9 protein-coding genes are annotated in these 10,799 nt (G+C 64.1%); all 9 read right to left on the bottom strand.

Features of this window, described 5'->3' with window-relative positions:
- Positions 1-48: 48 nt before the first annotated feature.
- The gene (locus GYA94_RS24195; protein WP_110678758.1) at positions 49-1,383 is read right to left on the bottom strand and encodes an OprD family porin; all 1,335 of its coding nucleotides are present in this window, start codon (positions 1,381-1,383) and stop codon (positions 49-51) included.
- 206 nt (positions 1,384-1,589) lie between these two features.
- Positions 1,590-1,814 (bottom strand): hypothetical protein, encoded by a 225-nt coding sequence (locus GYA94_RS24190; protein ID WP_029888076.1) that lies wholly within the window; start codon positions 1,812-1,814, stop codon positions 1,590-1,592.
- Between the two features lie 156 nt (positions 1,815-1,970).
- Positions 1,971-3,371, bottom strand: a complete 1,401-nt coding sequence (locus tag GYA94_RS24185; RefSeq protein WP_161893250.1) for a heavy metal sensor histidine kinase — start codon at positions 3,369-3,371, stop codon at positions 1,971-1,973.
- On the bottom strand, positions 3,346-4,020 hold the full coding sequence (locus tag GYA94_RS24180) for a heavy metal response regulator transcription factor (RefSeq protein ID WP_054890587.1): 675 nt from the start codon (positions 4,018-4,020) through the stop codon (positions 3,346-3,348). Before GYA94_RS24180 ends, GYA94_RS24185 begins: the two co-directional genes overlap by 26 nt.
- Positions 4,021-4,029: 9 nt before the next feature.
- Positions 4,030-7,122, bottom strand: a complete 3,093-nt coding sequence (locus GYA94_RS24175) for a multidrug efflux RND transporter permease subunit (RefSeq protein WP_161893249.1) — start codon at positions 7,120-7,122, stop codon at positions 4,030-4,032.
- Positions 7,119-8,282, bottom strand: a complete 1,164-nt coding sequence (locus GYA94_RS24170) for an efflux RND transporter periplasmic adaptor subunit (RefSeq protein ID WP_161893248.1) — start codon at positions 8,280-8,282, stop codon at positions 7,119-7,121. Before GYA94_RS24170 ends, GYA94_RS24175 begins: the two co-directional genes overlap by 4 nt.
- 166 nt (positions 8,283-8,448) lie before the next feature.
- Positions 8,449-9,183: a YkgJ family cysteine cluster protein gene (locus tag GYA94_RS24165; protein WP_161893247.1), complete on the bottom strand. Its 735-nt coding sequence runs from the start codon at positions 9,181-9,183 to the stop codon at positions 8,449-8,451.
- Positions 9,180-9,491, bottom strand: a complete 312-nt coding sequence (locus tag GYA94_RS24160; protein ID WP_009685180.1) for a hypothetical protein — start codon at positions 9,489-9,491, stop codon at positions 9,180-9,182. Before GYA94_RS24160 ends, GYA94_RS24165 begins: the two co-directional genes overlap by 4 nt.
- Positions 9,492-9,578: 87 nt before the next feature.
- Positions 9,579-10,478 carry a chemotaxis protein gene (locus GYA94_RS24155; protein ID WP_009685181.1) on the bottom strand — a complete coding sequence of 300 codons (900 nt, stop codon included), beginning with the start codon at positions 10,476-10,478 and terminating at the stop codon, positions 9,579-9,581.
- Positions 10,479-10,799: the final 321 nt, after the last annotated feature.

The following is a 10,799-nucleotide window of genomic DNA, read 5'->3' as shown; positions in this document are numbered from 1 at the left end:
CCATAGAATCTCCCACAGGCGTTCAGGTGTGCTGCCTGCCAACGAGGGTCAGAACACGTTCACGGGGTAATCGACGATCACCCGCAGTTCATCGTTGTCGCTGTTGCTGTCGATCGAGGCATAGCCCTGGCTGCCACGGTGGGTGGCATAGCGCACCAGCACCGACAGGTCCTTCAGGTCACCCTCCTGGAACACGTACTTCAGGTCCAGGTCGCGTTCCCAATGCATGGCGTTCTTGCCATCGGCACGGTAGTAGTCGTAATGGGTGGTGTCCTGGGTGGCCTTGGTCAGGTCTGCTTCGCCGCGCGAATAGGACAGCGAGCTGGTCAGGCCAGGTACGCCGACACCTGCGAAGTCATAGTTGTACTGCAGCTTCCACGACCGTTCGTTGGGGGCGTTGAAGTCCGAGTACATGCGCGAGTTGTCCAGGTACACGCTGTCGCCCAGGTTGATGTAGTCGAACGGGGTGTTGCCATTGACCCGCTGGTAGGCGGCGGTGACGCTGTGGTACCCGGCGTTGACGGTGAAGTGCACGCTGTAGGTGTTGTTGTCGATCTTGCCCAGCAGGGCCTGGCCGGTGTCCTGGGTGTGATAGAAGTGCACACCGGGGTTCAGGCTGACCAGATCGCTGACCACGTAGGTGTAGTCGAAATCAGCGTAGTACTGGTTCCAGATGTCCTTCAGTTCGGCGGCGTACAGGTTGGCGGTGATGTTCGGCGTACCGCTCCAGGAGGCACCAGCCCAGTTCAGGTGCTTGCTCTTGTCGTGTTCGTCGAGCGAGCCGTAGTAGGTGTCGATGCGGCGGTGGCCACTCTGGTTGTACGGGTGGGTGAAGCTCACCTGGCCGCCTTCGAGCAGCAAACCGTCGACGCTGGTGTTGGTCAGGCTCACACCGCGGAAGGTTTGCGGCAGCATGCGGGTTTCGCCGCCGGCAATCACCGGGTTGGTGAGGAACAGGTCACCGGCCTTCAGTTCTGTGTCGAAGGCTTTGAGCTTGACTGCAGCGCCAGCGGTGGAAAACGAATGCGGCGCAGCACCCAGTTCGCCGTCGTCCTTGATGTGCGCTGGCAGGATGCTGGTGCCGGCATGGCCGCCGCCACCGTCGAGCTTCAGGCCCAGCATGGCATGGGCGTCCAGGCCAAAACCGACCGTGCCTGGGGTGTAGCCCGACTCGAACCGCGCTACTGCGCCCTGGCCCCACTCGCGGGTATCGCGCACGCCGGCGTTGTGGTTGTCGCGGTTGAAGTAGGCATTGCGCAAATGCAGATTGAAGGACGACCCTTCGATGAAGCCCTCAGCCTTGTCTTCATCTGCCTGGGCGGCGCAAGGGATCGTTGCAGTCAATGCAATGAAAAACGGGGTGAAACGAAACGCGGAAGGCACCGGTAGAAGCTCCTTTGGTCTGACGGTGGGGCAGTTTTTATTTTGAATGTGCGTCTTTCTTATGGGTAAACGTTACAGCCGGGCTGAGAGTTACGGGCACATAAAAAAAAGCCGCTGATGGGCAGCGGCTTTAAAAGGCTAACATATCGGCACAGGCTGTGCCCATGGCGTAGCCAAGGGAAAGTGGAAGCAACAACAGCGCCTGATCAGCTGTCGGCTTTGGCATCGACAGAGGCCTTGGAAGCTGTCTGTTCAGCATCTTTCATCACGTCGGCCTTGTGTGCGGCAACGCTTTCGCGGGCCTCCTGGTGCACGGCGGCGAGTTCGCTGTTACGGTTGACGAACGCCGGCGATTCTTCGGCCATGGCCAGGGGCGACAACAACAGGGACGACAGGACGAAAACGCTGGCAATACCCATACTGTTGGACATTTGAAACTACCTTCTTGCTGTGCAAGTGCTAATGAGGACGGGCTAAAGTTAGTCCTTTCATTGCACTTGATACAGAGCGAAGTGCGATAAGCACTGTTGCGCAAAAGGTAACGATCTACGCAAAAAGCAATAGGGCTTTCGTCTGCAAGCCGCAGGCTAGACGCGGCCGCTCCTACAGGTCGGGAGCTGGATACCGAATGTATTCGCCCCGGCTTCACTGCGCACGAATACGTCCCCGCCATGCATCAGCGCAATTGCCTTGACGATGGCCAGGCCCAAGCCATGATTACCGCCCCCGCTGTTGCTGCGCGCCGCATCCACCCGGTAGAAACGCTCGAACAGCAGCGGCAGGTGCTCGTCGGCAATTGCCGGCCCCGGGTTGCTCACGGCAATGCTGACTTGCTGCGGCCCGGGGACGATCCTTACCTGGATCACCTGGTGCGGCGCCGTATGCTGCACGGCATTGTTCAGCAGGTTGATCAACGCCCGGCGCAATTGGGCTTTTTCGATGGGAACCTGGGCATCGCCACTGACGCTGACGCTGACCTGCGCGTCTTCGAGAATGTAGTCAAGGTAGTCGAGTGTGGTCGCCACCTCTTCGGCCAGCGATGCCTGGGTCAGGGCAGTGGCTTTGCTGCCCTGGTCGGCACTGGCCAGGAACAACATGTCGTTGATGATGCTGCGCAGGCGCTCCAGCTCTTCCAGGTTCGATTGCAGCACTTCGAAGTAGTGCTCGGCACTGCGCCCGCGGGTCAGCGCCACCTGGGTCTGGCCGATCAGGTTGGTCAGCGGCGAACGCAGCTCGTGGGCAACGTCGGCATTGAACGCTTCGAGCCGTGAATAGGCCTGGCTGACCCGGTCGAGCGCGGCGTTGAAGGCACTGGCGAACTGCGCCAGCTCAGGGGCCAGGGCCTGGGTTTGCAGGCGCCCGTCCAGGCGTGGCGGGGCCAGTGCCTGGGCCTCCCTGGAAAGCGCCAGCAAAGGGCGCAAGCCGATGCGCGCGACCCAGTAGCCCAGCACCGAGGCCAGCAGCACGCCAAGCACCGCCAGCCCGATGATCGCCAGCAGCAGGCTGTGCTGGGCCTGCCAGAAGGTTTCGGTGTCGATGCCGATCATGAACCGCAGTGGCGGGCGCTGGCTCAGCGCCGGCAGCTCGCTGACCAGCACTTTGTACGGGTAGGGGTGGTCCGGCAGGCGCAGGTCGCGCATGCCCGGCGCGCCCTCGGCGAACTGGCGCACCAGCGCGCTGGGCTGGCCATATTCATAGGCGGGGTCGCTACCGACCACCCAGAACCGGATGCGCTTGTCTTCCTCGCTCAGCAGGTTCAGCTTGTTGATGATCTTGGCCCAGTGCTCGGGCGTGCCGTAGCGGTTGAGTGTGGATTCGAGCACGCTGAAGCGCGCCTCCAGCTCGGCTTGCGGCAGCAGGTCGAGGCTGCGGTCGACCTGGCGATACAGGGCCGAACCGATCAGCAGGAACACGGCCAACGCCACCAGGATGAACAACGCCGACAAACGCAGCGCAATGGAGTTACCCCGCACGGTTTTCCAGGACATAACCCATGCCTCGAATGGTGTGCAGCAGTTTCTGGTCGAACGGCCCGTCGAGCTTGGCCCGCAGGCGTTTGATCGCGACCTCGACCACGTTGGCGTCGCTGTCGAAATTGATGTCCCAGACCAGTTCGGCAATTGCCGTCTTCGACAGGATTTCCCCCTGCCGGCGGGCCAGCACGCTGAGCAGCGAGAACTCTTTGGCGGTCAGGTCCAGGCGCTGGCCGGCACGCGTGGCCTTGCGTGCCATCAGGTCGATCCACAGGTCGGCCACCTGAACCTGCAGGGGCTCATGGCTGCTGCTACGGCGGGTCAGTGCCTGCAGCCGGGCCACCAGTTCCAGAAACGAAAATGGCTTGCCCAGGTAGTCATCGGCACCTTCGCGCAGGCCACGAATACGGTCTTCGACCCGCTCACGGGCGGTCAGCATGATCACCGGGGTCTGCTTGCGCGCACGCAGGGCGCGGAGCACGCCGTAGCCGTCCAGCCCGGGCAGCATCACATCCAGCACAATGACGGCATAGTCGCCCTCCAGGGCCAGGTGCAGGCCATCGATGCCATCGCGCGCCAGGTCCACACTGAAGCCTTGCTCGGTGAGGCCGCGATGCAGGTAGTCGGCGGTTTTTTCTTCGTCTTCGATGATCAGCACACGCATGGTCTTGTCCTAACTGGCACTTGGCGCTGCCGCGTGGGCAGCCTGACGGCGATGGAACAGGCGCTCCAGGGCCAAGTATATGACCGGGGTGGTGAACAGCGTCAGCGCCTGGCTCACCAGCAGGCCGCCGACCACGGCAATGCCCAGTGGCTGGCGCAATTCGGCGCCGGTGCCAAAGCCGAACATCAGCGGTACCGCGCCGAGCAGCGCGGCCAGGGTGGTCATGATGATCGGCCGGAACCGCGTCAGGCAGGCCTGGTGGATCGCCTGTTCCGGGGAAAGGCCCTGCTGGCGCTGGGCTTGGAGGGCAAAGTCGATCAGCAGGATGCCGTTTTTCTTGACGATGCCGATCAGCAGCACGATGCCGATCAGCCCCATGATGCTGAAATCCTGGCCCATGGCCCACAGCAGGATCAACGCGCCAAGGCCCGCCGAGGGCAGGGTGGAGATGATCGTCAGTGGGTGGACAAAACTTTCGTACAACACGCCGAGAATGATGTACACCGCCACCAGTGCCGCCAGGATCAGCCAAGGCTGGCTCGCCAGCGAGCTTTGGAAGGCCTGCGCCGCGCCCTGGAAGTTGCCGCTGATCGAATCGGGCATGCCCAGCTCGCGCTGGGTGCGTTCAAGGATGCTCACCGCATCGCCAAGGGCCACGCCGGGGGCCAGGTTGAACGACAGGTTGGCGGCCGGGAACAGGCCGTCGTGGCTGATCGACAGCGGCCCGGTACTGGGCGGCGCCACATGGGCCACGGCCGCCAGGGGCACCATTTCATTGCTCAGGGGCGAGCGCAGGTAGAAGTAGTTGAGGCTCTCGGCTTTGCCGCGCTGGCGCGCATCCAGTTCCAGAATGACCTTGTACTGGTTGTTGTCGGTCTGGAACTCGCTGATCTGGCGCTGGCCGAAGGCGTCGTACAGTGCTTGGTCGACGTCTGTAGTGGTCAGGCCGAAACGGGCAGCGGCCTGGCGGTCGATGTCGATGCGCGTGACGCTGGCCCCCAACTGCAGGTCATTGGACAGGTCGCGCAGCGCCGGGTTGTTGCGCAGCCGCTCGGTCAGGCGCTGGGTCCACAGGTTGAGCGCCTCGGCGTCGTTGCTCTTGAGCACGTACTGGTACTGGGTGCGTGAAGGGCCGGAGCTGAGGTTGATGTCCTGGCCGGCGCGCATGTACAGCACGATTCCCGGCACCTGGGCCAGCTTGGGGCGCAGGCGGTCGATCAGTTCGCTGGCCGAGACATCCCGCTCGCCACGGGGCTTGAGGGCAATCCAGAAACGGCCGTTGGCGATGGTCTGGTTGCTGCCGGTAACGCCCACCGAATGCGAGAACGCGCGCACCGCCGGGTCGGCACCGATGATTTTCGCCAGCGCCTGATGTTTCTCGATCATCGACGGGTACGACACATCCGCGGCCGCCTCGCTGGTGCCAAGGATGAAGCCGGTGTCCTGCAGCGGGAAAAAGCCCTTGGGGATGGCCACGTAGCCCACGACCGCCAGCGCCAGGGTCACTGCGAACGCGCCCAGCGTCACGCGCTGGTGGGCGAGGGCACGGTTCAGGCCCCGCTCGTACCAGTTGACCAGGCGTTCGCCGAAACCGCCCTGGTGCCCGCCAGGTGGGCGGTGCATGAACAGCGCACACAAGGTCGGCGCCAGGGTCAGCGACACCACCACTGAAATCAGGATGGTGGATGTGGCGGTCAGGGCGAATTCCTTGAACAGCCGGCCAACCACCCCGCCCATGAACAGCAGTGGGATGAACGCTGCGATCAGCGACAGGCTGATCGAGACCACGGTGAAGCCGATTTCCCCTGCACCCTTGAGCGCTGCGGTACGGCTGTCGTCGCCGGCTTCCAGGTGGCGGTGGATGTTCTCCACCACCACGATGGCATCGTCCACCACGAAACCCACGGAAATGACGATGGCCACCAAGGTCAGGTTGTTCAGGCTGAAGCCCAGCACGTACATCAGTGCGCAACTGGCGATCAGCGATACACCCAGTACGCTGGATACCACCAGCGTCGCCGACCACTGGCGCAGGAACAGCGCCATCACCCCGATGACCAGCGCCACGGCGATCATCAAGGTCAGTTCCACCTCATGCAGCGAGGCGCGGATGGTTTGCGTGCGGTCTTGCAGCACCGACACCTCGACCGAGGCCGGCAGCATTTCCTGCAGCTTGGGCAGCGCGGCCATGACCCGGTCCACGGTGTCGACGATATTGGCGCCGGGCTGGCGGAAGATCACCAGGTTCAGCCCCGGCTGGTCGCCGGACCAGGCCTTGACGTAGGCGTTTTCCGCGCCGCTGACGACCGTGGCCACGTCGCGCAGGTACACCGGGCTACCGTTGCGGTACGAGACGATCAGTTGCGCGTAGTCCTCGGGGTGGAACAGCTGGTCGTTGGCGGCCAGGGTCGACACGCTGTGTTCGCCGTACAGGGCGCCCTTGGCCAGGTTCAGGCTGGTTTGCGCAATGGCCTGGCGCAGGTCGGCCAGGGTCAGGCCGATGGCGGCGAGTTTTTCCGGCTGCGCCTGCACGCGGATCGCCGGGCGCAGTTGCCCGGTGATGTTGATCAAGCCGACCCCTTCGATCTGGCTCAACTGCCGAGCCAGCAAGGTTTCGGCGTAGTCGCTGAGGTCGTTGCCGGGCATCTGGCTGGAGCTGACTGTCATCACCAGCACCGGGCTGTCGGCCGGGTTTACCTTGCGCCAGGTGGGCGGGTTGGGCAGGTCTTGCGGCAGGCGCGCAGTAGCGGTGTTGATCGCCGCCTGCACTTCCTGCGCAGCCGTGTCGATGTTCTTGTCGAGGGTGAACTGCAGCACCAGGGTGGTCGAGCCCAGCGCGCTGCTGCTGGTCATCTGGGTCATGCCCGGGATGGCACTGAATTGCACCTCCAGCGGGGTTGCCACCGACGAGGCCATGGTTTCCGGGCTGGCGCCGGGCAGTTGCGCGGTCACCTGAATGGTGGGGAAATCGGCCTCGGGCAAGGGGGCGACCGGCAGCCGTGGGAAGGCGATGGCGCCCAACAGCACCAGGGCGAAGGTCAGCAACAAGGTGGCGATGGGGTGGTCGATGCACCAGGCCGAAACACCGTTGCGCGTGTTCATGGCTGGCTCCGCTGGTCTGCCATGGCCGGCGCTGTAGGCGCAGCGGGGCTGACCTCTACCCGTGAACCGGGCTTGAGCCGCGACTGGCCATCGAGCACCAGGCGCTCACCCGGCTTGACCCCGGCAATGACGTTCAGCTCGCTGTCCTGGTACAGCACCTTGACCGGCACGCTGGTGACCTTGTCGCCGTCCAGGCGGTAGACGAAGTGCCCGTCCACCCCACGTTGCACCACCGGCGGCGGGACCACCAGGGCGTTTTCCTGCACGGCGGTGCGCAGGCGGACGGTGACCAGTTGCCCCGGCCACAGGCGGCCGTCCTTGTTGTCGAATTCGGCTTTGACCCGCACGGTGCCGGTGGTGGCGGAAACCTGGTTGTCGATCAGCGCCAGGTGGCCTTCGCCAAGCAGGCTGCGTTCGCCGTCAGCGTCCATGTACGCCTGCACCAGCGCAGGTGTCGGTGCCGTGAGCAGGCGTTGCAGGGTTGGCAGCATTTGCTGGGGCAGGGCGAACTCGACGGCGATCGGGTCGATCTGTGTCACGCTGAACAAGCCTTGCGTGTCGCTGGTGCGTACCAGGTTGCCCGGGTCGACGTTGCGAATGCCCACCCGGCCAGTCACCGGCGAGAGGATCCGGGTGTACGACAGCTGCACCTGGGCGTTGGCGATGGCTGCCTGGTTGCCTTTGACGGTGGCCTGCAACTGGTTGACCAGTGCCTGTTGCTGGTCGAGCTGTTGCCTGGACACGCCGTTATCGCGGCTGAGCAGGCGGTAGCGCCGCAAGTCCACTGCCGCCACCTGGATCTGCGCCTGGCTTTGGCCGAGCAGGGCGCGCGCCTGGTCGAGCTGGGCCTGTATGGCGCGGTCGTCGAGGGTGGCGAGCAAGTCGCCCTGCTTGACCCACTGGCCTTCCTTGACCAGTACCTGGGTCAGTACCCCCTCGACCTGCGGGCGCACCTCGACGCTGTGCAGCGACAGCACCGAACCGATGGCGCTGGCGTAGCGGGGTACGTCCTGTTGGACGACGGTTACCACCCGCACCGGGATGGCCGTTTGCGAGCGGGCGGCGGGGGCAGGCTGGCGCTGGGTGTACCAAGTTCCCGCTGCTACCAGGACGAGCAGTACCAAGGCGGCAAGCAAGGCAGAGCGGAACGGACGTCGCATTGGCGCGGGCACCTTGGCCAGAGGGGAAGGGTGGTCAGTCATTCAATCTTATAGCCGCCGAACCGGGTCGGCAGCGTGACCGCTGACTGACAGCCGTGTCAGTTTCAGATCACCGGCTGCACGGTCTGCTCCTTCGCGGGTGAACCCGCGCCCACCACCTGCAGGGCTAGAAACCGATAAAGGCGTAATACACCGGGGGCTCGTTGGTGGTGTGCAAACCATGCCCTTGCAAGCCCGCCGCCAGCGTCTCATCCTCCACATGCAAGGTCCACTGTGTACCGTCATCATCCGGCACCTGCGCCAGCGCCCCGGCAAACGCGCCCATGTCCGGCAGGTAGGCGGTAAACCCGTTGCCCTTGAGCGCACTGGTGGTCATGCCCAGTGCCTGGCACACCGCCACCTTGGCGGCAATGTCCTCACGGTCGGCCTGGCGCGAAGCCTGCACCAACGCCTCCAGCCCGGCATCCACCAGTTGCGTGCCGTGAAGCAGCGCAGGCCCCTGCTGCCAGGCTTCTGGCGGGCAGTCCTTGGCCTCTGGGCGCAGGGGGAGGTGCGGGTTGATTTCCACCGGGTAGATGCGGCAAACCAACGGCCGTTGCTCATAGATGCTGCAGCGGTCGTTGTCGTCCAGGTTGCGGCAGCGGCCGGGGTTGAACGCGGCAAAGGTCACCGACACCCGCGCCTGGCCGTTGCCGCAGGCTACCGGGTACGACCGGCGCAGCACATGCTCACGTTGCTCCACCGGCATGCCCGGGCCATCGGTGACGAAGGCTTCGATCAGCACAACCACCTGACCGCCGTCATGTGCCCAGCGGCCTGCCTCGGCCAGGGTCAGGGGGACATGGTGGCCGCTGCAGCACTTGCCGCATCCGGTGCAGCCAAAACGCAAGGTGGCGGTCACTTGGCTTGCGGGCTCCATTCGCTGACGAAGGCACGCTGCTGTTGGCGGTCGTACAGGCACAGCTCGGTCCCAGTGCGCTGCTGCATGTGCTTCTGCGGGTAGACACCTTCGACCAGCAAGGCACTCATGCCTACCTGGTCATCGAATTCGGCGGGCTTGCCGCGGGCGTGGGCGTCCTTGAACTGGCTGGCCGCCAGGCAGGCTTTGAGCATCTGCTGGCGCTGCGTGTTCCAGGCCTGGCTGCTGGAAGCCTGGGCGATACCGCTGAAAAGGGCGCAGCCGATCAGGATGGAGCTGAGATACTTCATGGCGGGTTCCGGCAAATTTTTTGCGAGGGCGCGAATTATGCCCGACTTGCCCCCGGCAGCAAGCCGGGGAGTTTGTCGCTGAATATATCAGTGCTCGGCGAACACCACGGCGCGTGCTGCCACCACCAGACAATCGGTCAGCTCCGGCGAGGAAAACTTGGTGAGGATGGCATTCGCCCCGGCCTGGGTTGCCTTCTCGCTGCTCATGGCGCTGTCCAGCGAGGTGTGCAGCAGCACGTACAGGTGCTGGAAGTCGGGGGTTTCACGCAGGGTTCGGGTGAAGGCGTAGCCATCCATCTCGCTCATTTCGATATCGGAGACGACCACGTTGATCTCCTGTGCAGTGCCTTGCAGTTCCAGCAGCACATTGATCGCGTCCTTGGCGCTGCGCGCGGTGTGGCACTCGATGCCCAGGTTGCGCAGGGTGTGCACCGACTGCTGCAGGGCCACCTGGCTGTCGTCCACCACCAGGATATTGGTGGCGGCCAGCAGGCTGGCATCTTCTGCACTTACTGAGCCGCGCGCTGGCTCTGGCGCAGGCGGGGCAATGCCGTGGATGACCTTCTCGATATCCAGCACCTGCACCAAGGTGTTGTCGACGCGGGTAACACCGGTGATGAACGAGCGGTTGCCCGAGGCATAGGGCGGCGGTTTGATGTCGGTGCTCAGGCAATGCACGATGCGGCTTACGGCCTGCACGTGCAGGCCCTGGCGCGAACGGCTGATCTCGGTGACGATCAGGCAACCGCCTTGCGGGTCCTCCAGCGGCTGCTCGCCGATGGCACGGGACAGGTCGATGACCGACAACGAATGGCCACGCAAGGTGGCTACGCCTTTCACGTGGGGGTGGGACTCGGGCAGCTTGGTCAGCGGCGGGCAGGGGATGATCTCGCTGACCTTGAGCAGGTTGATTGCCATCAGCTTGCCGCTGCGCAGGGTGAACAGCAGCAGCGACAAGGAGTCCGCGCGGGCTTTTTGCGTGGCCATGGTGACCTTCGGTGGGAAACAGGGGGGATAACCGGTTATCGGCCTGGTCGGGCCGGGCTTTAGGTCTGTATTGCCTGTTCTGGCCCAATCGCCGGCAAGCCAGCTCCCACAGGGATCGCATCAGGGCTGACAGGTGTTTGCCACAAGATATGCAGCGCCTGTGAGATCGAGCGCCGCCCGCGCGGCGCAATCGCGAGCTGCGCTCGCTCCTACGTTTGTTTCGGGCCAATTATTCCTGTGGGATTCGCGCGCGAACGCCTTGGTGCATGCCTCAATATCGCGCCGTACAAACAAGGCGGCCGCGCGCGCCTGTCACAGGCG

The sequence above is a fragment of the Pseudomonas juntendi genome (genome assembly GCF_009932375.1).
Taxonomy (GTDB): domain Bacteria; phylum Pseudomonadota; class Gammaproteobacteria; order Pseudomonadales; family Pseudomonadaceae; genus Aquipseudomonas; species Aquipseudomonas juntendi.
Note: the sequence above shows the minus strand (reverse complement) of the source record. Positions and strands in the feature narration are given on the sequence as shown.

What these genes read in the sequence shown, in the direction of transcription:
- GYA94_RS24190 (WP_029888076.1), bottom strand. Translation starts at nt 1,814, where the DNA reads ATGTCCAACAGTATGGGTATTGCCAGCGTTTTCGTCCTGTCGTCCCTG.
- GYA94_RS24185 (WP_161893250.1), bottom strand. Translation starts at nt 3,371, where the DNA reads ATGTCCTGGAAAACCGTGCGGGGTAACTCCATTGCGCTGCGTTTGTCG.
- GYA94_RS24180 (WP_054890587.1), bottom strand. Translation starts at nt 4,020, where the DNA reads ATGCGTGTGCTGATCATCGAAGACGAAGAAAAAACCGCCGACTACCTG.
- GYA94_RS24175 (WP_161893249.1), bottom strand. Translation starts at nt 7,122, where the DNA reads ATGAACACGCGCAACGGTGTTTCGGCCTGGTGCATCGACCACCCCATC.
- GYA94_RS24170 (WP_161893248.1), bottom strand. Translation starts at nt 8,282, where the DNA reads ATGCGACGTCCGTTCCGCTCTGCCTTGCTTGCCGCCTTGGTACTGCTC.
- GYA94_RS24160 (WP_009685180.1), bottom strand. Translation starts at nt 9,491, where the DNA reads ATGAAGTATCTCAGCTCCATCCTGATCGGCTGCGCCCTTTTCAGCGGT.
- GYA94_RS24155 (WP_009685181.1), bottom strand. Translation starts at nt 10,478, where the DNA reads ATGGCCACGCAAAAAGCCCGCGCGGACTCCTTGTCGCTGCTGCTGTTC.